The following is a 23399-nucleotide window of genomic DNA, read 5'->3' as shown; positions in this document are numbered from 1 at the left end:
GACGGTCGATTACCGGCCCGACTCCGACGACGCGCCGCGATCGCTGCCATATCCGGCGTCGTGCTCGCGGGCAATCTTCGCTTCGGCGGAAACGATGCTGGCCGGATAGAACCAGTCGCTCGACTGGAAGCCGGCTTGCTTCAGCGCCTTCACTTCGGCGCGGACCTGCGCGCGTGTCAGCGGCTGGTTCGACTGCGCATGCGCGGCGAGCGGGGCCGATACGGCCAGGGCAATGGCAACGGCTTGGATCAGGCGCTTCATGATCGGGACCTCCAGGATTCCGGTGATTCGCCGCGCTTCGTTCGTCGAGGCGCCGGGCGACGTTGGAACCAGTGTAGGCCCGGGCGGGCGCGCGAAAAATGCGATCGCGCCCAACGCAGTGTTTTGTTGCGGGCAACAATGGGCGGGCGGTGGCGGATGGCGGCTTGACTAGAGTGTCGGGCGAGACGCCATGCGCGCCGCGCGGCGGTGCGGAGCCGACCGGGTCCGGCGAGCGGGGAAATGGAATCGGACCGCATGCGAATTCCGGAATCCATTCCGGTTCGCATGCGGTCCGATCGTGACAGGCAGGTCCGGCTGGAAGACGCCGGCCGCGGCGATGCGGCCGGCCGGGAGGCGGCGTACGGAACGCCGCCTCATGCAGGCACTTACACGAGCCCCGTCGTGTAATACACGGCGATCACGAAGAACACCGCGAGCGTCTTGATGACGGTGACCGCGAAAATGTCGCGATACGACTCGCGGTGCGTGAGGCCGGTGACCGCAAGCAGCGTGATGACCGCGCCGTTGTGCGGCAGCGTGTCCATGCCGCCGCTCGCCATTGCTACGACCCGGTGCAGCACGTCCATCGGAATGTTGGCTGCCTGTGCGCCCTTGACGAACAGGTCCGACATCGCGGCGAGCGCGATGCTCATGCCGCCTGACGCCGAGCCGGTAATACCGGCGAGCGAGCTGACCGACACGGCCGCGTTGACGAGCGGATTCGGGATGCTTTTCAGCGCATCGCCGACGACCAGGAAGCCCGGCAGCGCGGCGATCACGCCGCCGAAGCCGTATTCCGACGCGGTGTTCATCGCGGCGAGCAGTGCGCCGCCGACAGCGGCTTTCGAGCCGGCCGCGAAGCGGTCGCTGACGCGCCCGAACGCGGTCAGCACGACCAGGACGATGCCGAGCAGCAGCGCGGCCTCGACCGACCAGATCGCAACGACGGTCTTGATCGACGTCGTCACCGGCGTGTGCACGCCCGGCAGCACGTCCGGCGCGACCGTGTACGACGCGGCGCCGTACCACTGCGGGATCAGCTTCGTGAACAGGAAGTTCGACACGCCGACGAGGATCAGCGGCAGGATCGCGAGCGCCGGGTGCGGCAGCGACGTCGCCTCGACGCGTTCCGGCTCGTTGACGAGCGACGTGCCGTAGCCTTCGCCCTTCGCCATCGCCGAACGGCGGCGCCATTCCAGATAAGAGAGGCCGACGACGACGATGAACAGCGAGCCGATCGTGCCGAGTGCCGGTGCGGCCCACGCGGTGGTCTTGAAGAATGTGGTCGGGATGATGTTCTGGATCTGCGGCGTGCCGGGCAGCGAATCCATCGTGAACGAGAACGCGCCGAGCGCGATCGCGCCGGGCATCAGCCGCTTCGGAATGTTGCTCTGGCGATAGAGTTCGGCCGCGAACGGATAGACCGCGAACACCACGACGAACAGCGACACGCCGCCATAGGTGAGCAGCGCGCACACCGCGACGATCACCGCATTCGCGCGCGAGCGGCCGATGTAGCGGATCGCCGCATGGACGATCGACTCGGAGAACCCGGACAGTTCGATCACCTTGCCGAACACTGCGCCGAGCATGAATACCGGGAAATACAGTTTGACGAAGCCGACCATCTTCTCCATGAAGATGCCGGAGAAGACCGGTGCGACGGCGGCGGGTTCGGTCAGGAGCACCGCGCCGAGTGCGGCGATCGGCGCGAACAGGATCACGCTGTAGCCGCGATACGCGGCGTACATCAGGAACGCCAGCGCGGCGAGGACGATCACGAATGACAAGGGAGTCTCCTAATGGCTTTGATAGTTGTTCGATCGCGCGACGTGTCGCGGACCGGCTCAGGTTCGTGCAGGTTTCGTGCCATCGGCCGGATTGCGCCGCCGGACGTGGGTCCGCCGGAGACGGGCGGGGCCGCGCCCGTCCATGTCTGACGATTCTACAGAAAACGTCTCCATCCGGAGACGATATGGCCGTCCGGCCAGCCCGCAAAATCGGGCAGGGCTTTCCCGGACAACGCATTGTGGCGTGTCTCCGGAGTGAGATAATCCGTCTCGTTCCGGAGACAACCGGCCGAAAATACACGGAGACGAAGACACGATGATGAATGACTGGGCCCGCCTGCCCGTCAACTACGGCGACGTGCTGCGGCGCGCCGCCGAGTCGCTGTTCCGGACCTTCGAGGATTCGAGCGCGGGCACGGTGGTCGTCGATCGCGATGCGCGCGTCGTGTGGATGAACGAGCGTTACGCGGCGCGCTTCGGTTTCGCCGATCCGCAGCAGGCCGTCGGTCTCGACTGCGAGACCGTGATCCCGAACAGCCTGATGCGCGAGGTCGTGTCGACCGGGCAGCCGATCCTGCTCGACATCATGGAGACGGGCCGCGAGCCGCTCGTCGTCACGCGCCTGCCGCTGAAGAACGAGGCCGGCGAGACGGTCGGCGCGATCGGCTTCGCGCTGTTCGACCAGTTGAAGACGCTCACGCCGATCTTTTCCCGCTACGCGCAGCTTCAACAGCAACTGATCGCGACGCAGCGTTCGCTCGCACAGGCGCGCCGCGCGAAATACACGTTCGCGAGCTTCGTCGGCACGAGTGCCGCGAGCCTCGAAACCAAGCGCCAGGCGCGGCGGGCCGCGCAAGTCGATTCGCCGGTGCTGCTGCTCGGCGAGACGGGCACCGGCAAGGAACTGCTCGCGCACGCGATCCACGCGGCGTCGGCGCGTGCGCTCCAGCCGCTCGTGACCGTCAACGTCGCCGCGATTCCCGACACGCTGCTCGAAACCGAATTCTTCGGCGCGGCGCCCGGCGCGTACACGGGCGCCGACCGCAAGGGGCGTGTCGGCAAGTTCGAGCTGGCCGATCGCGGCACGCTGTTTCTCGACGAGATCGGCGACATGCCGCTGCCGTTGCAGGGCAAGCTGCTGCGCGTGCTGCAGGACAAGGAGTTCGAGCCGGTCGGCTCGAACCGGATCGTGCGCGCGGACGTCCGGATCATCGCCGCGACGTCGGCCGACCTGCCGGCGCTCGTCGAAGCCGGACGTTTTCGCGCGGATCTCTATTACCGTCTCAACGTGCTGACGATCCACGCACCGCCGCTGCGCGAGCGGGCATCCGACATCGCGGCGCTCGTCTATGCGACGCTCGAGGAACTGGCCGCCCAGCACGGGCGTGCCGCGCATTGCGAGCTGACCGACGATGCGCTGCGGATGCTGTGCGCGTATCCGTGGCCGGGCAACGTGCGCGAGTTGCGCAATACGCTCGAACGCGCGCTGATGCTGTCGGACCGTTCGGTGATCGATGCGCGCGCGCTCGCGCCGTTCCTCGGGCCGGTGCGCGTGTCGGCGGACGCCGGATCGCCGGCGCCGAGGATTGCCGCGGCGCCGGTCGAGCGGAGCGCGGGCGACGCGGCCGGTGCATCCGGCGCGCCGGTCGCTTCGTATGCCGATGCATTGGCGGCGTGGGAGCGTCAGTTCCTGGTCGACGCGCTGGCGGCCTGTGACGGCAAGGTCGTGGAAGCGGCCGCGCGTATCGGGATCGGCCGCGCGACGCTGTACAAGAAGCTGGCGGCGCTGGGCATCGACCGGTAGGCCGATCGGCGATGCCGATGCGGTCGGACGTGAAGCATCGAACAGGAGATCACGATGAAGCGGATCGGTATCGCAGGGTGCGTGACCATGTTGCTGGCGACTACCGCGCTCGCGCAGTCCGGCGACGCGAATGCGCCCGAGGCGCGGCGCAACTGGTACAACGATCCGTTCATTGCGTTGTCGCGGGACGTAGCCGAATGCCCGTTGCCGCTCGGCCCGTGGATGACCCGCGCCGAGATGACCGACGACGCGCACTACCGCGCCGAACGCGGTACGACCTGCTGGCTCGCCCACCGCTGCACGAAACCCAACTCGTATATGTATGACGCGCAGATCGCCGATGCCGCGAAGGCGCACTTCGCAGGCTCCGATCACCTGCACGGTACGAGCCTGTGGATCACCGTGCAGCGGCGTTTTATCTATGTCGAAGGATGCGCGGATACGGCATTCGATCGCCACGCGTTGCAACGCGAACTCGAGGCGCTTCCGGACGTCGAGCAGGTGTTCGTTCGCATCACCGACGATCCGCGCCGGAGCTTGCCGTACAAGGCGCGCGGGCAACCTGACCGCACCCCGAACTGACGACGGAAGGGCCGCGCATGGCATACTCGCGACATTCAAAAAATGGTTGACGGGAAGAACAATGAAACACATGCTTGCGTCGGTCAGTCGATGGCCTCGGGCGGCCGGATTGTTGGCTCTGGTTGTAGCGCTCGGCGGGTGCGGTGGCAGCGCGCCGCTGTTCACGTCGGACGGGCGTCCGACTACGCAAGTGCAATGCACCGGCAGCGACTGGAGCAACTGCACGGACAATGCCCGGGCCATCTGCAACGGGGATTTCGAAGTGATCAAGCAATCGACTGATGACGCCACACGAAACCTTCTCTTCGCATGCAAGAAGAAAAGCGGTTATTGATCCCGAAATGACCGGCTGAAGAGACCACGATCGGGTGAAGCGCTTTTCTGTTTGCTTAGAGTCACCTATTTTTCACGAATAACACTCACGGAGTCCCATCCATATGGCGACCTACAGGCAACTGACCGCGCAGCTCGAACGGCTTCAGCAAAAGATCGACAAGGAACGCGAAAAGGCGATTGCCGACGCGATTGCCGATATCCGCGCGAAAATCGACGAATGCGACATTACGCCGGAAGAGCTCGGTTTTCGTCCGGCGGGATCCGCCGCCGCGACCGCGAAGCCGAAGCGTACGTTGCCGCCGAAATACCTGAACCCGAAGACGGGCGAAACCTGGAGTGGCCGCGGGCGGGCGCCGACGTGGCTCGGCAAGAACCGCGCACGTTTCCTGATCAAGGACTGACTCCCGAAAAGTCTCACCTTTCGCGCGTCGACTGACGGTGCGAACGGCCATGCGGCCGTCGCACCGTTTTGTTTTTGCGCAGTCGCCGCGCGATTCCCATCGACGAATTGACGTGAAATGCCGTGCGATTAACGGATCCCGTTTTGCGAATTCGCCGCGATTCGGCTGGCTATCGCGGCGAATTCCGGTAAACAACCGTGCAATTGCGCAGCGCATGCGCATTGGCATTCGCGATTTTCGCGGTGCAGATGCGCCGAGGATTCTCATCACCTTTCGCGCGTTTGCGCGTTGCGTCGTTCAATTCCCGAAAATACTCACCATGGCTCCTGTAAATCCTCACCTTTGAGGAAGCGGCCGCAGCGTCGCGCCGCGTTGCTTGCGTTGTGCGCGCGGTGCGAACGTGCGCGGCCGGCGTGCGGCGATGCCGGGCCGCGCTGGTATTGCAGGTCCATGGTGCGAGCGTTGACGTGCGTCGGGTAGTCGGCCGTTCGGCATATAGGCAGCCGCATGCGCTTCGCCTATGCTTGGGGTTCGCGTCGAGCGGCGCATGGCCCGTCCGTGCCGTATGCCGCTCGGGTCGTCTTTCGTTACCGCAGGGAGCCGATGTGACCGTTCGCCATCTCGATGCGTTGTTCCAGCCCAAGTCCGTTGCGGTCGTCGGCGCGTCGTCGCGCGCGGGCAGTATCGGCGCGATGGTGTGGTCGCGCGTGCTCGACGGCGCGTTCGACGGGCCCGTGTGGCCCGTCAATCCGAAGTATCGCGACCTGAACGGTCACGCGGTCGTCTCCGACGTCGACCGGCTGCCCGCACCGCCGTCGGTAGCCGTGATCTGCACGCCGCCCGCGACCTGGGCCGGCATCGTGCGCAAGCTCGGCGAGCTCGGCACGCGCGTCGCGGTGATCGTCGGTGAGGCGCGCACGGATGCCGATCTCACCGCGCTCGATCGCACGCTGAAGGCGGCAAAGCCGTTCGTGCTCCGTATCGTCGGGCCCGGCAGCCTCGGCGTGCTGTCGCCCGCGCGGCATGCGCATTTCGGCGCACCAGCCTATACGGCGCGCTCGGGCGGCGTCGCGTGGGTATCGCAATCGAACGCGTTGACGAACGCGGTGCTCGGCTGGGCCGACGCGCGGGGCCTCGGGTTTTCGCATGTCGTCGCGCTCGGCAGCGAGTCCGACGTCGATGCGGGCGACGTGCTCGATTATCTTGCGAGCGATCCCGGCACGCGCGCGATCCTGCTCGAACTCGATACCGTGCGCGCGGCGCGCAAGTTCATGTCGGCCGCGCGCGCGGCCGCGCGCAACAAGCCGGTGCTCGCGTTGCGCACCGGGCGCGCCGATCCCGGCGACGCGCTCTATACGGCGGCGTTCCAGCGCGCAGGGATGGTGCGCGTCGATGCGCTCGACGATCTGCTCGACGAGATCGAGACCCTCGGCGTTGGCCGTGTCACGGCGCGCGGTGCAGCGACGCTCGTGACGAGCGATGCGGGTGTCGCGAAACTCGCGGTCGATGCGGTCGCGGAGGTCCGCGTCACGCTGGCCGACTGGTCGCCTGCGGCAACGTCGGCCGTGTCGGCTGCGCTGCCGCACCTGACCGCGCCCGGCAATCCGCTGACGCTGGGCGACGATGCGCGCCCCGAGCACTTCGCCGCGGCGATCAAGGCGCTCGCGCCATTCCCGCAAACAGGCCCGCTGTTCGTCGTCCATTCGACGTCCCACAGCGCGCCGGCCGATTCGGTCGCGCGCACGCTGATCGAATCGCGACAGCACGCGCATCGCGGCATCCTCGCGTGTTTCTTCGGCGCGGTCGACGCGGCGACGCGCGATGCGCTGCACGCGAACGGCATTCCCGTGCACACGACGCCGCAGCGGCTCGCACGCGCGTATGCGCGTCTCGTCGACTACAGCCTCGGGCGGCAACTGCTGATGCAGACGCCCGAGGGCACGCCGCTGCAGCCCGCCGAGTGCGTTGCGTCCGCACAGGCCGACGCGCGCCGGATGGTCGAAGCGGGCCAGCATGAACTGGCCGGCGACGCCGCGCTGCGCTGGTTGTCCCATTTCGGCCTGCAGCACGAGCAGGCAGGCGAGCCGGCCGGCGTGAAAGTCGTCGATGTCACGGTCGACATGTACGACGATTCGAACTTCGGTCCGGTGTTTCGCTATGCCGTGCCGCCTGCGGACGGTGTATCGGCGCCGTTCGTCGTCTACGGACTGCCGCCGCTGAACACCGTGCTCGCCCGCGCGGTGATGGAACGCTCGCCGTATGCGCGCAGCACGCCCGTCGAGCCGACGCTCGATGCGTTGACGGCGCTGTCGCAGGTCGTCTGCGACGTGCGCGAAGTCGTCGCGATGTCCGTCACGCTGCGCGTGTTGTCCGACCGCGCGCAGGTGATCGCGCCGCGCATCACGCTGGCTGCCGGGCGCAGCCGGCTTGCGATCATGCCGTATCCGCGCCATCTCGAGCAGACGCTCGAGTGGCGCGGCGAGACGGTGACGATCCGTCCGATCCGTCCGGAAGACGAGGCCGCGCATAACGAACTGCTCGGCGCGATGACGCCGGACGATCTGCGCATGCGTTTCTTCGGCGCGGTGCGCAGCTTCGATCATTCTCAGGTGGCGCGCATGACGCAGATCGACTACGACCGTGAGATGGCTTTCATCGTGTCGTTCACCGATGTGTCGGGGCGCGACCATACGCTCGCGGTCGCGCGCGCGGTCGCCGACCCCGACAACGAGACGGCGGAGTTTGCAATTGCGGTGCGGCCCGATCAGAAGGGCAAGGGGCTCGGCCGGCTGATGATGACCCGCATCATCGACTACGCGCGCTCGCGCGGAACCGCATGGATGATCGGCGAGGCGCTGCGCGAGAACTCGGCGATGATCTCGCTCGCGAAGTCGTGCGGTTTCGCGGTGTCGACGACGGAGGAGCCCGGCGTAGTGGGCTTCAGGATGAAGTTGCAGCAGTAGCATTCGTCGGCTGCGTGAAGCGCGGCGCCATCGTATGCGGTCGATGGCGTCGATCCTTCACCGCATTGCGCATGCATTCATTCAGGGATGCAAAGTATTCAAGCAGGTGTCTTGTACGAAACGCCGAAGCGTATCGGGGCCGTTCGCCATCGCGGTATCGATGCCCGCATGGCTTCAGGAGCGCTGGCTGCGTGCCGCGCTATCCGCTCCGCACGGTCGTTTCACGCGGTGTGTTCACGCGCATTCGCAACCGCATTCCGGCCTCGCCGATTCGGAATCGCGACAAAGGTGAGACTTTTCGGGAGCCGCGAGTGAGCTTTTCCGGGGAAGCGTGGTGAGCCGATACGGGAGCGTTCGGTGAGCCTTCCCGGGAGCGGCCGGTGAGCACTTGCGGGAGACGCTGGTGAGCCTTTTCGGGACACGTTAGTGAGCCTTTCCGGGACACGTCGGTGAGGGTCTGCGGGAGGGTTCGGTGAGGACATTCGGGAGACTGTGGTGAGGGTCTCCAGGAGCCTTGGGTGAGCTTTTGCGGGAGCTGTGGGTGAGCGCTTGCGGGACACCAGGGTGAGACTTTTCGGGAGCATGCGGACCCACGGCTCCCGCGAGCGCGGCGCCGGCCAATGCCGGCGTCACGCATGGGTGCGGGCGCGCATGATCCGTGCCCGCGATCAGATTCAGGCAGCGAGTTTCGATGCGGCGTCGTTCACCTGGTCGCGCGAAATCGCGAGTTCCTCGAGGTGCGGATCGGCATAGACGGCGCCGGTTTCACGCTCGAGGCGGGCGATCGTCAGCGCGCAACGCGCGGTGTCCTTCGGCATCGCGATGAAGCGCTTGACCGACTCGCCGGACGTGAATGCTTCGAACAGCGCGCCGCGCACATCGTCCGGAAGCGTCTTGGTCCACTGGTACGGCTTGCCGTTGAACGTGATCGACGGCGGCAGCGTGCGTTCCTTCTTGGTCGCGGTGATGAGCCCGTAGGTGCGGGCCGCATCGCCGATCTGCTCGGGAGAGAAGAGTTCGTCGGGCGTGATGTCGAACTGCTCGATGTAGTTTTCGATCGCCTGCATCGCAGCGGTACGATCGTCGCGCTTCTTCTGCGCACGCGCGACGATATCGCGCAGCTCGTCCGCCTCTTCGGGCGTGATCGTGAAGCTTGCCTGCTTCTGCTGAAGTTCGGAGAAACGCTGGAATTCTTGATCGTTCAGAAGTTTGGCCATGACATCCATCGGACACGACAACCGTGACAACCGGCCGCCGTAGTTTTTGAGAGGGCCGCTATTCTAGCGTAGCGCCGAGAGCGCACGATATGGCACCGCGCACCGCGCACCGCGCATCGCGCATTGCACCGGTGTCGCGCGCGACCGGGCCGGCGCAACTGCGCCGTACCCGGTGCGCTTCGTCGAACCCGCGCGTCAGCAGGTCTCGGTGCGGCCCATCGACAGCTGGGCGGCCGTGTCGCGCAGCCCGTCGACGACGACATCGACGGACGGCGCCGCGTGCGCGTCGATCCGGCGCATGTACGGGCAGGTCAGCACCGCGATCGCATGGCCGGACGGCCCGAGGATCGGCGCGGTCAGGTCGGTCACGCCGTACGCCTGGCGGCTGTCCTGGCGCAGGTAGCCATCCTGCCGGATGGACTGGCACGCATACGCGAGTTCCTGCTCGTTCAGCGGCGCTTCACCCTTGACCTTGCGATGCTCCGCGAGCATGTGCGCGCGCTGTTCGGGGCCCTGGAACGACACCATCACGCGCCCCGACGCCGTATCGGCGAGCCCGACACGCGAGCCGAGCCGGACCGACACGCCCCACGGGCCGGGCCCGTCGACCTGGGCGATCACGAGCAGGTTGCCGCGATCGTAGACGGACAGGTGGCACGACTGTTCGGCGGCATCGGCGAAGCGCTGCATCGGCGGCAATGCCTCGGCAATCAGCCGGCTCATCGGTGGATGCCGGTGCGCGAGCGCGAACAGCTTCAGGCTGAGCGTGTAGCGGTCGCCGCCGGTCGAGCGCATCACATAGCGGCGCGCGACGAGGCGTTCGAGCATCCGGTAGATTTCGCTCGCGTTGCGGCCGAGCTCCTTCGTGATTTCGGTGCGCGTGAGTCCTTCTTTCTGCTCGGACAGGAGCTCGAGAATGTCGAGGCCCTTGTCGAGCGCGGGTGCGCGATAGCGGTCGATGGCGGCCATCGATTCCCGTGCGTCGCAGCCGGGAAGCGGGTCGTTGGTTGTCTGCATTTTTGGTGTGAGGTTGGGGGATTACCGTCGATCGGTTGGCGACGCACGCTGGCCAGTTCTGCACGCGCATAAGTCGGGCCCGCGTATGGCGATGAAAGCCATTCGTACGAGCTTAGCAATAAACATACAGTGTGCAATGCAGCGTCTTTTTACGGATCATTACCGGAGAAGAACGGATTGGCAAACGTTTCCGATGACAGGGGCACCCCGAATAGCCAGTATTCACGCCCCGATGGCTGGCGATGCCGCCATGCGCGGCGGATCGCGCTGCGCGGGTGCGGCCGATGTTGCGCCGCAACGTCTGCAGGCGCACCAATAGTCGGTATCCGTCGCGCGTCATTTCACGGCGCGCGGCCGATGGTACAAAGGCTGGCGGGCCAGCGTCGGTGCGGCCGCGCGTGAGCGGCACGCGGCTTCGAATGGCCGCGTCGGCCGCTATCCTGTCCCATTCGACAACAGAGGTTGACCACGATGAAACTGCTTCGCTATGGCCCGTCCGGTCAGGAAAAGCCCGGTATTCTCGACGCGGACGGCCGGCTTCGCGACTTGTCCGCACACGTGCCGGATCTTGCCGGCGATGTGCTGTCCGACGCGGGTCTCGCGCGGCTGCGCGCGATCGATCTGGCGACGCTGCCGCTCGTGTCCGGCGAGCCGCGCATCGGCGCGTGCGTCGGGCAGGTCGGCAAGTTCATCGGCATCGGCCTGAACTATGCCGATCACGCGGCCGAAGCCGGCATGCCGGTGCCGAAGGAACCGGTCGTGTTCGGCAAGTGGACGAGCTCGATCTGCGGCCCGAACGACGGCATCGACATCCCGAAGGGTTCGGTCAAGACCGACTGGGAAGTCGAACTGGGTGTCGTGATCGGCGCGCGGTGCAAGGGCGTCGACGAAGCGAGTGCGCTCGATTACGTCGCGGGCTATTGCGTCGTCAACGATGTGTCCGAACGCGAGTGGCAGATCGAGCGCGGCGGCCAGTGGGACAAGGGCAAGGGTTTCGACACGTTCGGCCCGATCGGGCCGTGGCTCGTCACGCGCGACGAAGTGCCCGATCCGCAGCGTCTCGACCTGTGGCTCGAAGTCGACGGCCATCGTTATCAGAACGGCAACACGCGCACGATGGTGTTCACCGTCGCGCAGTTGATTGCCTATCTGTCGAGCTGCATGACGCTGCAGCCGGGCGACGTGATCACGACCGGCACGCCGCCGGGCGTCGGGATGGGCATCAAGCCGTCGCCGATTTTCCTGAAAGCCGGCCAGATGGTGCGCCTGGGGATCGAAGGGCTCGGCGAGCAGTTGCAGCACACGCGCGGCGCACAGTAACCGCACGAGCCGCGATCCTGTTGAGCGACCGCTGCAGGCGGTCGCCGCAAACCGGACGCTGAAACGAACGTATCAAAACCAGGGGCCCGATTCCGCGCAACACGGAATCGGGCCCCTGCCGTTTGTACGCCGTGTACGCAGGCCCGATCACACGACGTTGTCGAGTTCGCAATGCGCTTCCAGCCGATACCCGTCGGGATCGACGACGAACGCCGCGTAGTAGCCGGGGCCGTAGTGCTCGCGCTTGCCGGGCCCGCCGTTGTCCTGGCCGCCGTGCTCGAGCGCGGCGCGGTAGAACGCGTCGACCTCGACGGGCGAAGCGGCCTTGAACGACAGGTGCAGCCCCGATTCGGGATCGGCGGCGATCGGGCGGGCAGCGTGCTGCAGCCACAGCTCCGGTTCGGTCGTGCCGTACCCGATGGAGCCGTCGTCGCTATACAGCCGCTTGTATCCGAGCGCGCCGAGCGTGCTGTCGTAGAACGTGCGGCTGCGGCCGATATGGGCGACGCCGAAGGAAAGGTGATCGATCATCTGTTGGCTCCTTGAATTGAAGGGGGACCTCAGTGCAGCAAACCCGCTCATAAGCACCATGACAGCCGCTTGTAGCGGAGCGCGCCGAGCGTGCTGTCGTAGAACGCGCGGCTGCGGTCGTTGTGGATAACTCCGCAGGAAAGGCGATCGATCATCTGTGGCTCCTTGAACTGCATGGGGGGACGTCAGTGCAGCAAACCTTCTTGTAACCGCCATGATGGTTATGTTAGAAAGCGTCCGGACGCTTGTCAACCGGCATGGTGGTTAGATACGATGCGTGCATGAGCAATACGCAACCTTCCGTCACGATGGACTGCCTGATTCCGGCGCCGCCCGAAACCCTGAGCATCGATTTCGCGAACACGCTGTACTGGCGTGGCAGCGACCCGCCGACGGAAACCTTCGGAACGATGGACGACCTGCTGGCGTGGTGCCGCGAGCAGGCCGGCGTGCCGGCCGGCCTGGCCGACAAGTGCCGCGTGCACGGCGTGGAGGAAGACGAGCCGGCGATGCTGGCGCGTGCGCTCGCGTTGCGCGAGGCGCTGTATCGGCTCTTTCGTGCGCAGGCCGAGCGGCGCGAGCCGCAGGCCGACGATCTCGCGCTGCTCGGCGGCTTCCTGGCGGAAGCGTCGCCGCGCGTCGCGCTGGCGCGCGTCGAAGGCCGCTATGCGTGGCGGATCGGTGACGCAGGCGCAACGCTCGCGGGGCTGCTGAGCCCGGTGCTGTGGTCGGCGATCGACCTGCTCGGCGGTGCGCGGCTCGCGAAGGTCAAGCGATGCGCGAACGACGCATGCCAGTGGCTGTTCATCGACGACAGCAAGAACGGCAGCCGCCGCTGGTGCTCGATGTCGTCGTGCGGCAATCGCGCTAAGGCGTACCGCCACTATCACAAGGCCGACTGACGAGCCCGTTCAGGCACGGGCATGCCGGCGCGTCGAACCCGAACCTTCCTACTTCGCCGACAACTTCCGCCACAGCGTTGTCTTGCTGATGCCGAGCATCGCGCATGCGCGGTCGCGGTCGCCGCCGCACGCGTCGAGCACCGCGCGGATCTCGTCGGCTTCCGCGCGGCGGCGGCGCGCGTGCAGCGTCTGCGCATCGTCGGTGTCGGCCGCGTCGGGCAGTGCGGCGAACAGCTCGGGCGCGATCGCCTGCAGCGCGTCGGGATCGAGCGGGGCGCACGCGGCGGCGGGATCGTTTTCGTCGGTTTCCTCGGCGAGTTCCACCGCGATGCGCTCGATCACGTTCTGCAGTTCCCGCACGTTGCCGGGCCACCGATAGCGCGCCAGGGTTGCCTGCGTCGCGCCGAGCACGCGCTCGGCATCGCCGGCGTCGCGCAGGCGCTCCGCGAGACGCGGCTCGCGCCGCGCGGCCTGCACGAGCAGCGTCGCCGCGAGCGCGGGGAGGTCGGCCGCGCGCTCGCGCAGCGGCGGCAGGCCGACGTTCAGGATATTGAGCCGGTAATAGAGATCCGCGCGGAACGTGCCGGCTTCGACGGCCGCGAGCAGCGGACGATGCGTCGCGGCGATCACGCGCACGTCGATGCGGATCGGCTCGGTCGAGCCGAGGCGGATCACCTCGCGCTCCTGCAGCACGCGCAGCAGCCGGCTCTGCAGCGACGGCGGCATCTCGCCGATCTCGTCGAGAAACAGCGTGCCGCGATGCGCGGCCTCGAACAGGCCGGTCTTGCCGCCGCGCCGCGCGCCGGTGAACGCGCCTTCCTCATAGCCGAACAGCTCGCTCTCGAGCAGCGCTTCCGGGAACGCGCCGCAATTGACCGCGACGAACGGGTAGCTGCGCCGCGCGGACAGCGCGTGCAGGCTTTGCGCGATCATTTCCTTGCCGGTGCCGCTTTCGCCCAGCACGAGCACGGTCGCGTCGGATTTCGCGTAGCGGCGCACGAGGTCGCGCACGCGCGTCATCGGCGCCGATGCGCCGATCACGTCGTCGAGCGCATAGCGCGCCGCGAATTGCTGCGTAGTCGGCTGCGAACGCAATGCGCGGTCGAGCCGTTCGACCGCGCGCGATTCCTGGAACGTCAGCACGCTGCCGGACGTCACGCCGCGATCGACGAGCGGCCCGCGATGCACGACGTAGCGCACGCCGCGCACGGTCGCGAGCGCGTCGCCGTCCTCGCCGCGCAGCGTGCGCAACTCGGGCCGCAGATCGACGAGCGCGCGGCCGACGGCCGCCGCGGGTTCGACCCCGAGCGCCGACGCGAGCCGCTCGTTGATTGCCTCGACGCGGCCGCGCGCATCGAGCGCGACCACGCCGTCGCGCAGGTGTTGCAGCAGGTTGTCGAGCCGCTGGCGGCGGAACGCCTCGGCGTGCGTCGCATACGCGACTTCGAGCGCCGTATCGACGGCCTTGCGCACCGACGCATGCGAATACAGGAACACCGCGCCCATGCCGGCGCTGGCCGCGAGGTCGGTAACGAGGCCGGGGCCGACGATCGTCTCGATGCCGCGGTCGCGCAGGTCGTGCACGCAGGCTTCCGCTTCCTGCGCGGACTGATATGACGCAAACTGCACGTCGAGGCCGTACGCGGCGACGAAGCGGCGCACTTCGGGCGGCGTTTCTCCGGCGCTGACGAGCGCGATCCGCGACGCGTCGCGCCGGGCGCGTGCGAGCGCCTGCATCACGTCGAAGCCGGTCGGCGACACGACCACGACCGGCACCTGCGCACGCGTCTTCAGGAAGGCGCCGTTCGAGCCGGCCGCGACGATCACGTCGGGCCGCGCGGCGCCGGCCTCGGCGATCGCGCTGAGCGCATCCTCGTACGCGCGCGTCACGATGCGCACGTCGGCGCGTTCGTCGAATTCGCCGGCGATCTCGCGAAACAGCTCGCGCAGGCGGCTGATGCCCATCGCCCAGATGCGCGGGCGCGCCGCGCGATCGGCCGGGCCGACAGGCTTGGTCGAGGAGAGGTCCATGACGGTCGATTATGCGCGCAGCATTTCATTTTTGAAACACGAAATTGCCGAATTGAAATCGCCGGGCACTGCGTCGCCCGCGCCGGTTACTTAAGAATCAGTGGGTTAGCGACGTTTCGCGAGCTGGCCCGGTCCTTGCTGTTATCGGGCATTCCTTCAGGAGGCCGTTCATGAGCAACACGCATCTTCAGAGCGCCGGCGCGAAGTTCCGCGCGGCAGTCGCGGCCGAGCAGCCGCTGCAGGTAGTCGGCGCGATCACCGCATACGCAGCCAAGATGGCGCAAGCGGTCGGCTTCAAGGCCGTGTACCTGTCGGGTGGCGGCGTTGCCGCGAACTCGCTCGGCATCCCCGACCTCGGCATCAGCACGATGGAAGACGTGCTGATCGACGCGAACCGGATCACCAACGCGACCGACCTGCCGCTGCTCGTCGACATCGATACGGGCTGGGGCGGCGCATTCAACATCGCGCGCACGGTCCGCTCGTTCATCAAGGCCGGCGTCGCGGCCGTGCACATGGAAGACCAGGTCGGCCAGAAGCGTTGCGGCCATCGTCCGGGCAAGGAAGTCGTGCCGGCCGACGAAATGGTCGATCGCATCAAGGCCGCGGTCGATGCGCGTACCGACGAGCAGTTCGTGATCATGGCGCGCACCGATGCGGCGGCCGCCGAAGGGATCGATTCGGCGATCGAACGCGCGGTCGCGTACGTCGAAGCCGGCGCGGACATGATTTTCCCGGAAGCGATGAAGACGCTCGACGACTATCGCCGCTTCAAGGCGGCCGTGAAGGTGCCGATCCTTGCGAACCTGACCGAGTTCGGTTCGACGCCGCTGTTCACGCTCGACGAACTGCGCGAGGCGAACGTCGACATCGCGCTGTACTGCTGCGGCGCGTATCGCGCGATGAACAAGGCCGCGCTGAACTTCTACGAGACGCTGCGCCGCGACGGCACGCAGAAGGCGGCCGTGCCGACGATGCAGACGCGCGCCGAGCTGTACGACTTCCTCGGTTATCACGAATACGAGCGCAAGCTCGACGAGCTGTTCGCGCAGGGCAAGAAGTAACGCGGCCCGCCCCTCGATACACGCATCTGGAACATTGGAGAACGGAAACATGAGCGAGACGAAAGACGCAGCAGCACCGGCCGCCGCAGGCGCATTCAAGCCGAAGAAGTCGGTGGCGCTGTCGGGCGTGACGGCCGGCAACACGGCGCTGTGCACGGTCGGCAAGACCGGCAACGACCTGCACTACCGCGGCTACGACATTCTCGACGTCGCCGAGTCGTGCGAATTCGAGGAAATCGCGCACCTGCTCGTGCACGGCACGCTGCCGAACCTGACCGAACTGACCGCGTACAAGACCAAGCTGCGCGCGCTGCGCGGCCTGCCGAGCGCGCTGAAGGCGGCGCTCGAGCAGATCCCGGCGTCCGCGCACCCGATGGACGTGATGCGCACGGGCGTGTCGGTGCTCGGCACCGTGCTGCCTGAGAAGGACGACCACAACCTGCCGGGCGCGCGCGACATCGCCGACCGCCTGATGGCGTCGCTCGGCTCGATGCTGCTGTACTGGTATCACTTCTCGCACAACGGCAAGCGCATCGAGACGGAAACCGACGACGACTCGATCGGCGGCCACTTCCTGCACCTGCTGCACGGCAAGACGCCGTCGAAGTCGTGGGTCGAGGCGATGCACACGTCGCTGATCCTGTACGCGGAGCACGAATTCAACGCGTCGACGTTCACCGGCCGCGTGATCGCGGGCACGGGCTCGGACATCTACTCGGCGATCACCGGCGCGATCGGCGCGCTGCGCGGGCCGAAGCACGGCGGCGCGAACGAAGTCGCGTATGAAATCCAGAGCCGCTACAGCTCGCCGGACGACGCCGAAGCGGACATCCGCCGCCGCGTCGAGAACAAGGAAGTCGTGATCGGCTTCGGCCACCCGGTCTACACGATCTCCGATCCGCGCAACAAGGTGATCAAGGGCGTCGCGCACAAGCTGTCGAAGGAAGCGGGCGACACGAAGCTGTACAACATCGCCGAGCGCCTCGAATCGGTGATGTGGGACGCGAAGAAGATGTTCCCGAACCTCGACTGGTTCAGCGCGGTGTCGTATCACATGATGGGCGTGCCGACCGCGATGTTCACGCCGCTGTTCGTGATCTCGCGCACGTCGGGCTGGAGCGCGCACATCATCGAGCAGCGCGTCGACAACAAGATCATCCGTCCGAGCGCGAACTACACGGGCCCGGAAGACCTGCAGTTCGTGCCGATCGAGAAGCGCTGATCGCCAGCAGCGCGCAGCGGCCGATGCCTGTTGGATGCACGGCCGCCGCGCGCTGAACGTCCTACCCAGTTTGCCCCCCACATGATGAATACCGCCAACCGCAAACCCCTGCCCGGCACGTCGCTGGACTATTTCGACGCGCGCGCCGCGGTCGAAGCGATCGCGCCCGGCGCCTACGACACGCTGCCGTACACGTCGCGCGTGCTCGCCGAAAACCTCGTGCGCCGCTGCGATCCGGCAATCCTTGACGCATCGCTGAAGCAGATCATCGAGCGCAAGCGCGAAAGCGACTTCCCGTGGTTCCCGGCGCGCGTGGTGTGCCACGACATCCTCGGGCAGACGGCGCTCGTCGATCTCGCCGGCCTGCGCGACGCGATCGCGGATGGCGGCGGCGACCCGGCGAAGGTGAACCCGGTCGTGCCCGTGCAACTGATCGTCGATCACTCGCTCGCCGTCGAATGCGGCGGCTTCGATCCGGACGCGTTCGCGAAGAACCGCGCGATCGAGGATCGCCGCAACGAGGATCGCTTCCACTTCATCGAGTGGACGAAGAAGGCGTTCGAGAACGTCGACGTGATCCCGCCGGGCAACGGCATCATGCACCAGATCAACCTCGAGAAGATGTCGCCGGTGATCCAGGTCAGCGGCGACGGCGTCGCGTATCCGGACACCTGCGTCGGCACCGACAGCCATACGCCGCACGTCGACGCGCTGGGCGTGATCGCGATCGGCGTCGGCGGGCTCGAAGCCGAGAACGTGATGCTCGGCCGCGCATCGTGGATGCGCCTGCCCGACATCGTCGGCGTCGAGCTGACCGGCAAGCGCCAGCCCGGCATCACCGCGACCGACGTCGTGCTCGCGCTGACCGAGTTCCTGCGCAAGGAAAAGGTGGTCGGCGCATACCTGGAATTCCGCGGCGAAGGCGCGGCGAGCCTCACGCTCGGCGATCGCGCGACGATCTCGAACATGGCGCCCGAATACGGCGCGACGGCCGCGATGTTCTTCATCGACGGCCAGACGACCGACTACCTGCGCCTTACCGGCCGCAGCGACGAGCAGGTGAAGCTCGTCGAGACCTATGCGAAGGTGGCGGGCCTGTGGGCCGATACGCTGAACCATGCGCAATACGAGCGCATGCTGTCGTTCGACCTGTCGAGCGTCGTGCGGAACATGGCCGGCCCGTCGAACCCGCACAAGCGGCTGCCGACGTCCGACCTCGCCGCACGCGGGATCGCCGGCCAGTGGGAAGAGAAGGCGGGCGAGATGCCCGACGGCGCGGTGATCATCGCCGCGATCACGAGCTGCACGAACACCAGCAACCCGCGCAACGTGATCGCCGCGGCCCTGCTTGCGCGCAACGCGAACGCGCGCGGCCTCGTGCGCAAGCCGTGGGTGAAGAGTTCGCTCGCGCCGGGCTCGAAGGCGGTCGAGCTGTACCTGGAAGAAGCGAACCTGCTGCCGGAACTCGAAAAACTCGGCTTCGGCATCGTCGCGTTCGCGTGCACGACCTGCAACGGAATGTCGGGCGCGCTCGACCCGAAGATCCAGCAGGAGATCGTCGATCGCGACCTGTACGCGACGGCCGTGCTGTCCGGCAACCGCAACTTCGACGGCCGCATCCACCCGTATGCGAAGCAGGCGTTCCTCGCGTCGCCGCCGCTCGTCGTCGCGTATGCGATCGCCGGCACGATCCGCTTCGACATCGAGAAGGACGTGCTCGGCCACGACCAGGACGGCAAGCCGGTCACGCTGAAGGACATCTGGCCGACCGACGAGGAGATCGATGCGATCGTCGCGTCGAGCGTGAAGCCCGAGCAGTTCCGCAAGGTCTACGAGCCGATGTTCGCGCGCAGCGCCGATGCGGGCGAGCGCGCGGCGCCGCTGTACGACTGGCGCGCGCAGAGCACGTATATCCGCCGTCCGCCGTACTGGGAAGGCGCGTTGGCCGGCGAACGCACGCTGCAGGGCATGCGCCCGCTCGCGGTGCTCGGCGACAACATCACGACGGACCACCTGTCGCCGTCGAACGCGATCCTGCTGGACAGCGCGGCCGGCGAATATCTCGCGAAGATGGGCCTGCCGGAAGAAGACTTCAACTCGTACGCGACGCACCGGGGAGACCACCTGACCGCGCAGCGCGCAACCTTCGCGAACCCGACGCTGATCAACGAGATGGCGGTCGTCGACGGCGCGGTAAAGAAGGGCTCGCTCGCGCGCGTCGAGCCGGAAGGCAAGGTCATGCGGATGTGGGAAGCGATCGAGACGTACATGAACCGCAAGCAGCCGCTGATCGTCGTCGCCGGCGCGGACTACGGCCAGGGCTCGTCGCGCGACTGGGCCGCGAAGGGCGTGCGGCTCGCGGGCGTCGAGGCGATCGCCGCCGAAGGGTTCGAGCGGATCCATCGCACGAACCTGATCGGGATGGGCGTGCTGCCGCTCGAGTTCAAGCCCGGCACGAACCGGACGACGCTCGGCATCGACGGCACCGAGACTTTCGACGTGATCGGCGAGCGCACGCCGCGCGCCGACCTGACGCTCGTGATTCACCGCAGGAACGGCGAGCGCGTCGAGGTGCCGATGACGTGCCGGCTCGATACGGCCGAGGAAGTGTCGATCTACGAAGCCGGCGGCGTGCTGCAGCGCTTCGCGCAGGACTTCCTCGAATCGTCGCAGGCGGCGTGATCGGGTCACATTGAGAACACAGACATGGCTCACATTCCTCAAATCAGGATTCCCGCGACCTATATCCGCGGCGGCACCAGCAAGGGCGTGTTCTTCCGGCTGCAGGACCTGCCCGACGCGGCGCAGGCGCCGGGCGCCGCGCGCGACGCGCTGCTGCTGCGCGTGATCGGCAGCCCCGATCCGTACGGCAAGCAGATCGACGGGATGGGCGGCGCGACGTCGTCCACCAGCAAGACGGTGATCGTGTCGAAGAGCACGCGGCCCGGCCACGACGTCGACTACCTGTTCGGCCAGGTCGCGATCGACAAGGCGTTCGTCGACTGGACCGGCAACTGCGGCAACCTGTCGGCGGCGGTCGGCCCGTTCGCGATCAGCGGCGGGCTCGTCGATCCGGCGCGCGTGCCGCGCGACGGCGTCGCGACCGTGCGGATCTGGCAGGCGAACATCGGCAAGACGATCGTCGCGCACGTGCCGGTCACGAACGGCGCGGTGCAGGAGACGGGCGACTTCGAGCTGGACGGCGTCACGTTCCCGGCCGCCGAAGTGCAGCTCGAATTCATGGATCCGGCCGCCGACGAAGAGGGCGCGGGCGGGTCGATGTTCCCGACCGGCAACCTCGTCGACGATCTCGCGGTGCCGGGCGTCGGCACGCTGAAGGCGACGATGATCAATGCGGGGATCCCGACGATCTTCGTCGAGGCGGAGGCGATCGGCTACACGGGCACCGAACTGCAGGACGCGATCAACGGCGACGCGAAGGCGCTCGAGAAGTTCGAGACGATCCGCGCGCACGGTGCGCTGCGCATGGGGCTGATCGATACGCTCGACGAAATCGCGACGCGGCAGCACACGCCGAAGATCGCGTTCGTCGCGAAGCCGGCCGATTACGTCGCATCGAGCGGCAAGCGCGTGAACGCGGGCGACGTCGACCTGCTGGTGCGCGCGATGTCGATGGGCAAGCTGCACCACGCGATGATGGGCACGGCGGCGGTCGCGATCGGCACGGCCGCGGCGATCCCCGGCACGCTCGTCAATCTGGCGGCGGGCGGCGGCGAACGGAACGCGGTGCGCTTCGGGCATCCGTCCGGCACGCTGCGCGTCGGCGCGGAAGCGCAGCAGCAGGAGAACGGCGAGTGGACCGTCACGAAGGCGATCATGAGCCGCAGCGCGCGTGTGTTGATGGAGGGCTGGGTGCGGGTGCCGGGGGATGCGTTCTGACGCATGCCGGTTCCGGCGTGCCAACCGGCACGCGCGCTCGGTACCCCGATCCCTGCGAAGCGGATTCCGCCGCGCAGGGATTTTTCGTTTGATGCGCGCATGACGGACGCGATCCGGTGCGCCACGCACGGGTCCGGAATCCGTACTGAGCGCGGACACTGGTCGACTGCAACGCATGGGGCCAGCGTTACCGCTAAAGTGGTAACGCGGATCGATCGCGAAGCATGGGACCGGCGTAAGCGCTGAAGCGCTAACTCCATCCAGCCACGCCATGGGATCAGCGTAACCGCTAAAGCGGTAACGCTGATCGACAGGAGAATCGCATGCCGCTTGATGCGCCGCTTTCCGGCATCCACATCGTCGAATTCGAGGGTCTCGGCCCCGGCCCGCTTGCGGGCTGGATGCTCGCCGGGATGGGCGCGCGGATCACGCTGATCGCGCGCCCGTCCGGCCGCACGAGCGCGCCGGACGCGCTGCGGAGCCGCGACGGCGACCTGCTGCGCGAAGGCAAGACGATCGTCGAGCTCGACCTGAAGGCGTCGGCCGGCCGCGATGCCGCGCTCGATCTGATCGCGCAGGCCGATGCGCTGATCGAGGGACTGCGGCCCGGCGTGATGGAGCGGCTCGGCCTCGGGCCCGACGATTGCGCGCGCCGCAACCCGAAGCTCGTGTACGGGCGGATGACCGGCTGGGGCCAGCACGGCCCGCTCGCTGCCGCGGCCGGGCACGACCTGAACTACGTCGCGCTGACGGGGCTGTTGTCGCTATCGGCGCCGAACGACGGCCGGCCGGGCCTGCCGCCGACCGTCGTCGGCGATGCGGGCGGCGCGCTCGGGCTCGCGTTCGGGATCGTCTGCGCGTTGTTCGACGTGCGCGGCGGCGGGCCGGGGCGCGTGGTCGACGGCGCGATCGTCGACATCGTATCGATGCTCGGTTCGCTCGCGCTGTGGGCGCGCGCGAACGGGCAACTCGACGGCGCGCAGCCGAGCCTGTTCCACGACGCGCCGTTCTACGACGTGTATCGCTGCGCGGACGGCGAATGCGTGACGATCGGCGCGCTCGAACCGCCGTTCTATACGCTGCTGGTCGAACGGCTCGGGCTCACCGACGTCGATCCGGCGTCGCAGTACGACCGCGCGCACTGGCCCGCGCTGAAGGCGCGGTTCGCCGACGTGTTCGCGCAGCAGCCGTCCGCGCACTGGCGCGCGCTGCTGGAGGGCACCGACGCGTGTTTCGCGCCGGTATTGAGCGTGGCCGACGCGGCAGCGCATCCACACAACGCGGCGCGCGGAATCTACCGTACCGACGAGAACGGCAACGTGCGGGCGCGCGTGGCGCCGCGGTTCCTGCCGCTGACGGGCGGTGGGGCCGAGTAGGCGTGTCGAACTTCACGGCTCGAGAGCGAATTCGGTATCGCCTGTATGGCACCAGAAATCGTGCTGAATATGGTGCCAAATAAAGTACGATGAAAATTCGATCGAACAAGGAGCGGACATGCCCCACACCATCCTGGCCAGCGTGACGGCGAGCGTCTCGGAGTTGAAGCGGAACCCGATGGGAACCGTGGCGGCGGGAGAGGGCTTCCCGGTCGCGATCCTGAATCACAACGAACCCGCGTTCTATTGCATCCCGGCGAAGACATGGGAGGCGATGGTCGAACGTCTTGAAGATATCGAAGACAACGCGCTGGCCGACTCGCGCGCCAAGGAGAAAGCCGTCAAGGTCAAGCTGAATGACCTTTGAGCTCGCCTTTCTCGAAGCTGCGTTGAAGGAGTGGAAGAAGCTCGATCGCACCGTTCGTGATCAGTTCAAGGCCAGGCTCGCCGAACGGCTCGAGAATCCTCGCATTCCCTCGGCGAAGTTGCACGGTCATCCGGACCGCTACAAGATCAAGCTGTGCAGTGTCGGCTATCGCCTCGTGTACGAAGTGCGCGATGCAGAGGTCGTCGTACTGGTGGTCGAGGTAGGGCGTCGCGAGCGCGATGCGGTCTATCTCGCCGCAATGAAACGCTAGCGCGACACGCGCTGCGTGTTCGGCCTTCTCTCATTGACTTCGGG

20 protein-coding genes are annotated in these 23399 nt (G+C 67.0%); 14 read left to right on the top strand and 6 right to left on the bottom strand.

The window, feature by feature from the left end; genetic code table 11:
- Positions 1-9: 9 nt before the first annotated feature.
- Both LXM88_RS29335 and LXM88_RS29330 read right to left on the bottom strand, forming a co-directional pair.
- On the bottom strand, positions 10-261 hold the full coding sequence (locus LXM88_RS29335; RefSeq protein ID WP_262546752.1) for a DUF4148 domain-containing protein: 252 nt from the start codon (positions 259-261) through the stop codon (positions 10-12).
- Positions 262-647: 386 nt separating this feature from the next.
- The gene (locus tag LXM88_RS29330) at positions 648-2051 is read right to left on the bottom strand and encodes a GntP family permease (protein ID WP_262546751.1); all 1404 of its coding nucleotides are present in this window, start codon (positions 2049-2051) and stop codon (positions 648-650) included.
- Between the two features lie 316 nt (positions 2052-2367).
- Between LXM88_RS29330 and LXM88_RS29325 the strand changes: the two genes are divergently transcribed.
- The 5 genes from LXM88_RS29325 to LXM88_RS29305 all read left to right on the top strand — a co-directional run bounded on the left by LXM88_RS29325 (position 2368) and on the right by LXM88_RS29305 (position 8137).
- The gene (locus tag LXM88_RS29325) at positions 2368-3855 is read left to right on the top strand and encodes a sigma-54 interaction domain-containing protein (protein ID WP_262546748.1); all 1488 of its coding nucleotides are present in this window, start codon (positions 2368-2370) and stop codon (positions 3853-3855) included.
- A 54-nt stretch (positions 3856-3909) separates the two neighbouring features.
- Positions 3910-4437 carry a BON domain-containing protein gene (locus tag LXM88_RS29320; RefSeq protein WP_262546747.1) on the top strand — a complete coding sequence of 176 codons (528 nt, stop codon included), beginning with the start codon at positions 3910-3912 and terminating at the stop codon, positions 4435-4437.
- Positions 4438-4498: 61 nt separating this feature from the next.
- Complete coding sequence (locus LXM88_RS29315) at positions 4499-4771, top strand: hypothetical protein (RefSeq protein WP_262546745.1); 273 nt, start codon at positions 4499-4501, stop codon at positions 4769-4771.
- A 103-nt stretch (positions 4772-4874) separates the two neighbouring features.
- A complete protein-coding gene (locus LXM88_RS29310) occupies positions 4875-5174 on the top strand; it encodes an H-NS histone family protein (protein ID WP_262546744.1) in 300 nt (99 codons plus the stop codon).
- A gap of 605 nt (positions 5175-5779) precedes the next feature.
- Entirely contained in the window at positions 5780-8137 is a 2358-nt protein-coding gene (locus tag LXM88_RS29305) for a bifunctional acetate--CoA ligase family protein/GNAT family N-acetyltransferase (RefSeq protein WP_262546743.1), read from the top strand.
- Between the two features lie 674 nt (positions 8138-8811).
- Here the strand turns inward: LXM88_RS29305 and LXM88_RS29300 are convergent.
- Positions 8812-9363 carry a hypothetical protein gene (locus tag LXM88_RS29300; RefSeq protein WP_047902220.1) on the bottom strand — a complete coding sequence of 184 codons (552 nt, stop codon included), beginning with the start codon at positions 9361-9363 and terminating at the stop codon, positions 8812-8814.
- 186 nt (positions 9364-9549) lie between these two features.
- Complete coding sequence (locus tag LXM88_RS29295; protein WP_262546741.1) at positions 9550-10371, bottom strand: IclR family transcriptional regulator; 822 nt, start codon at positions 10369-10371, stop codon at positions 9550-9552.
- 471 nt (positions 10372-10842) lie between these two features.
- Between LXM88_RS29295 and LXM88_RS29290 the strand changes: the two genes are divergently transcribed.
- Positions 10843-11691, top strand: a complete 849-nt coding sequence (locus tag LXM88_RS29290) for an ureidoglycolate lyase (RefSeq protein WP_262546739.1) — start codon at positions 10843-10845, stop codon at positions 11689-11691.
- A 147-nt stretch (positions 11692-11838) separates the two neighbouring features.
- Here LXM88_RS29290 and LXM88_RS29285 read toward each other — a convergent pair whose 3' ends face one another.
- Positions 11839-12222 carry a VOC family protein gene (locus LXM88_RS29285; RefSeq protein WP_174382474.1) on the bottom strand — a complete coding sequence of 128 codons (384 nt, stop codon included), beginning with the start codon at positions 12220-12222 and terminating at the stop codon, positions 11839-11841.
- Between the two features lie 257 nt (positions 12223-12479).
- Between LXM88_RS29285 and LXM88_RS29275 the strand changes: the two genes are divergently transcribed.
- Positions 12480-13124, top strand: coding sequence for a CGNR zinc finger domain-containing protein (locus tag LXM88_RS29275; RefSeq protein WP_262546736.1), 645 nt, complete (start codon positions 12480-12482; stop codon positions 13122-13124).
- Positions 13125-13172: 48 nt separating this feature from the next.
- Here the strand turns inward: LXM88_RS29275 and prpR are convergent, their stop codons facing one another.
- Positions 13173-15155: a propionate catabolism operon regulatory protein PrpR gene (gene prpR / locus LXM88_RS29270; protein ID WP_262546734.1), complete on the bottom strand. Its 1983-nt coding sequence runs from the start codon at positions 15153-15155 to the stop codon at positions 13173-13175.
- 170 nt (positions 15156-15325) lie between these two features.
- On the opposite strand from prpR, the gene prpB reads away from it, so the two are divergent.
- The 7 genes from prpB to LXM88_RS29235 all read left to right on the top strand — a co-directional run bounded on the left by prpB (position 15326) and on the right by LXM88_RS29235 (position 23355).
- Positions 15326-16219: a methylisocitrate lyase gene (gene prpB / locus LXM88_RS29265; protein WP_262546732.1), complete on the top strand. Its 894-nt coding sequence runs from the start codon at positions 15326-15328 to the stop codon at positions 16217-16219.
- Between the two features lie 49 nt (positions 16220-16268).
- Positions 16269-17441, top strand: a complete 1173-nt coding sequence (gene prpC, locus LXM88_RS29260) for a bifunctional 2-methylcitrate synthase/citrate synthase (RefSeq protein ID WP_262546730.1) — start codon at positions 16269-16271, stop codon at positions 17439-17441.
- A gap of 84 nt (positions 17442-17525) precedes the next feature.
- Positions 17526-20123: a Fe/S-dependent 2-methylisocitrate dehydratase AcnD gene (gene acnD / locus LXM88_RS29255; protein ID WP_262546980.1), complete on the top strand. Its 2598-nt coding sequence runs from the start codon at positions 17526-17528 to the stop codon at positions 20121-20123.
- 24 nt (positions 20124-20147) lie between these two features.
- On the top strand, positions 20148-21341 hold the full coding sequence (gene prpF / locus LXM88_RS29250; RefSeq protein WP_262546728.1) for a 2-methylaconitate cis-trans isomerase PrpF: 1194 nt from the start codon (positions 20148-20150) through the stop codon (positions 21339-21341).
- 323 nt (positions 21342-21664) lie between these two features.
- A complete protein-coding gene (locus tag LXM88_RS29245) occupies positions 21665-22717 on the top strand; it encodes a CaiB/BaiF CoA transferase family protein (protein ID WP_262546727.1) in 1053 nt (350 codons plus the stop codon).
- Between the two features lie 118 nt (positions 22718-22835).
- Positions 22836-23084: a type II toxin-antitoxin system Phd/YefM family antitoxin gene (locus LXM88_RS29240; RefSeq protein ID WP_047902230.1), complete on the top strand. Its 249-nt coding sequence runs from the start codon at positions 22836-22838 to the stop codon at positions 23082-23084.
- Positions 23074-23355, top strand: a complete 282-nt coding sequence (locus LXM88_RS29235) for a type II toxin-antitoxin system RelE family toxin (RefSeq protein ID WP_262546725.1) — start codon at positions 23074-23076, stop codon at positions 23353-23355. Before LXM88_RS29240 ends, LXM88_RS29235 begins: the two co-directional genes overlap by 11 nt.
- Positions 23356-23399 lie beyond the last annotated feature (44 nt).

Origin of the sequence: Burkholderia sp. S-53 (assembly GCF_025560745.1) — a bacterium.
In the GTDB taxonomy this organism is placed as follows: Bacteria; Pseudomonadota; Gammaproteobacteria; order Burkholderiales; family Burkholderiaceae; genus Burkholderia; species Burkholderia pyrrocinia.
The sequence above is the reverse complement of the archived record's forward strand: the minus strand, read 5'-3'. Positions and strand labels throughout refer to the sequence as shown.

Bases quoted from the DNA above. Each gene is read 5' to 3' on its own strand.
- LXM88_RS29295 (WP_262546741.1), bottom strand. From the start codon at position 10,371: ATGCAGACAACCAACGACCCGCTTCCCGGCTGCGACGCACGGGAATCG.
- LXM88_RS29315 (WP_262546745.1), top strand. From the start codon at position 4,499: ATGAAACACATGCTTGCGTCGGTCAGTCGATGGCCTCGGGCGGCCGGA.
- LXM88_RS29245 (WP_262546727.1), top strand. From the start codon at position 21,665: ATGCCGCTTGATGCGCCGCTTTCCGGCATCCACATCGTCGAATTCGAG.
- acnD (WP_262546980.1), top strand. From the start codon at position 17,526: ATGAATACCGCCAACCGCAAACCCCTGCCCGGCACGTCGCTGGACTAT.
- LXM88_RS29275 (WP_262546736.1), top strand. From the start codon at position 12,480: ATGGTGGTTAGATACGATGCGTGCATGAGCAATACGCAACCTTCCGTC.
- LXM88_RS29290 (WP_262546739.1), top strand. From the start codon at position 10,843: ATGAAACTGCTTCGCTATGGCCCGTCCGGTCAGGAAAAGCCCGGTATT.
- LXM88_RS29320 (WP_262546747.1), top strand. From the start codon at position 3,910: ATGAAGCGGATCGGTATCGCAGGGTGCGTGACCATGTTGCTGGCGACT.
- prpC (WP_262546730.1), top strand. From the start codon at position 16,269: ATGAGCGAGACGAAAGACGCAGCAGCACCGGCCGCCGCAGGCGCATTC.
- LXM88_RS29310 (WP_262546744.1), top strand. From the start codon at position 4,875: ATGGCGACCTACAGGCAACTGACCGCGCAGCTCGAACGGCTTCAGCAA.
- prpF (WP_262546728.1), top strand. From the start codon at position 20,148: ATGGCTCACATTCCTCAAATCAGGATTCCCGCGACCTATATCCGCGGC.
- LXM88_RS29235 (WP_262546725.1), top strand. From the start codon at position 23,074: ATGACCTTTGAGCTCGCCTTTCTCGAAGCTGCGTTGAAGGAGTGGAAG.
- prpB (WP_262546732.1), top strand. From the start codon at position 15,326: ATGAGCAACACGCATCTTCAGAGCGCCGGCGCGAAGTTCCGCGCGGCA.
- LXM88_RS29300 (WP_047902220.1), bottom strand. From the start codon at position 9,363: ATGGATGTCATGGCCAAACTTCTGAACGATCAAGAATTCCAGCGTTTC.
- LXM88_RS29240 (WP_047902230.1), top strand. From the start codon at position 22,836: ATGCCCCACACCATCCTGGCCAGCGTGACGGCGAGCGTCTCGGAGTTG.
- LXM88_RS29285 (WP_174382474.1), bottom strand. From the start codon at position 12,222: ATGATCGATCACCTTTCCTTCGGCGTCGCCCATATCGGCCGCAGCCGC.
- prpR (WP_262546734.1), bottom strand. From the start codon at position 15,155: ATGGACCTCTCCTCGACCAAGCCTGTCGGCCCGGCCGATCGCGCGGCG.
- LXM88_RS29335 (WP_262546752.1), bottom strand. From the start codon at position 261: ATGAAGCGCCTGATCCAAGCCGTTGCCATTGCCCTGGCCGTATCGGCC.
- LXM88_RS29325 (WP_262546748.1), top strand. From the start codon at position 2,368: ATGATGAATGACTGGGCCCGCCTGCCCGTCAACTACGGCGACGTGCTG.